Source organism: Listeria valentina (genome assembly GCF_011800755.1).
Taxonomy (GTDB): domain Bacteria; phylum Bacillota; class Bacilli; order Lactobacillales; family Listeriaceae; genus Listeria; species Listeria valentina.
The window spans coordinates 1-787 of record NZ_JAATJW010000158.1; the positions used below are offsets into that span (position 1 = coordinate 1).

Annotated in this window: 1 protein-coding gene; it reads right to left on the reverse strand. The window is 32.9% G+C overall.

Features of this window, described 5'->3' with window-relative positions:
- Nucleotides 1–140 precede the first annotated feature (140 nt).
- Nucleotides 141–722 carry a LytR/AlgR family response regulator transcription factor gene (locus tag HCK02_RS13990; protein WP_281348894.1) on the reverse strand — a complete coding sequence of 194 codons (582 nt, stop codon included), beginning with the start codon at nucleotides 720–722 and terminating at the stop codon, nucleotides 141–143.
- Nucleotides 723–787 lie beyond the last annotated feature (65 nt).

A 787-nucleotide genomic window follows, 5' to 3' on the forward strand; every position in this document is an offset into this window, starting at 1 on the left:
CACTTATGAATCATAAGTGTTATTATGTTGTAGATATCTACTGATAAAGTAGTAGTTTTGTTAATAGCAGATAGGTAGAAAAACAATCCAAAGATGTTTTTTTACCTGTTTTTATTTGCTTTACTTCCATTGAGCCAAACTCATTCATCATTTAACCTATCCAACAACCCTTTTAGATATCTTACCGAAGCATAACAGGTTTCTCCGTTATTCATAACAATTTCCCGCTCTTTTTTAGAAATTGAATGAACATTTTTTATGTTAACAACAAAAGATTGGTGGCACCGATAAAATGAGGTGCTTTGCCTTTCAACATCTTTTATTTTTCCATAATATTCTACTAGCCTATTGTTTAAGTGCACCACTAAACGATGTGCAGTTTTTGAAGATTCAACAAATAGTATATCTTTGATTAAAAGCTTTACAGATGCTCGACAGCTTTCCACTATAATATATTCATCTAGTTCAGTATTAGCACAAAGGTATCTCTTCATGACAACATCAATACAGCTGATAATTCTACTTTTCAGCACGGCATCATCACCTTTAAGAATATAATCCATTGCTTCTACTTTATAAAAAAAGGTTAAATGTGTAAGTTCTGCATGTGCCGTCACAAAAACAATTCGAGCATTCGGATATTCTTTTCTGATCTGTCCTCCAAGCGCAATCCCATTCATCTCTGTCTTTAAATCTACATCCAAAAAAAAACAACCCTGCATGCTTGTCTGATACACTCCCTATAAAGTAGACACTAGGAATAAAAAATCTAGTTCACTTTAGAAGG

Bases quoted from the DNA above. Each gene is read 5' to 3' on its own strand.
- HCK02_RS13990 (WP_281348894.1), bottom strand. From the start codon at position 722: ATGCAGGGTTGTTTTTTTTTGGATGTAGATTTAAAGACAGAGATGAAT.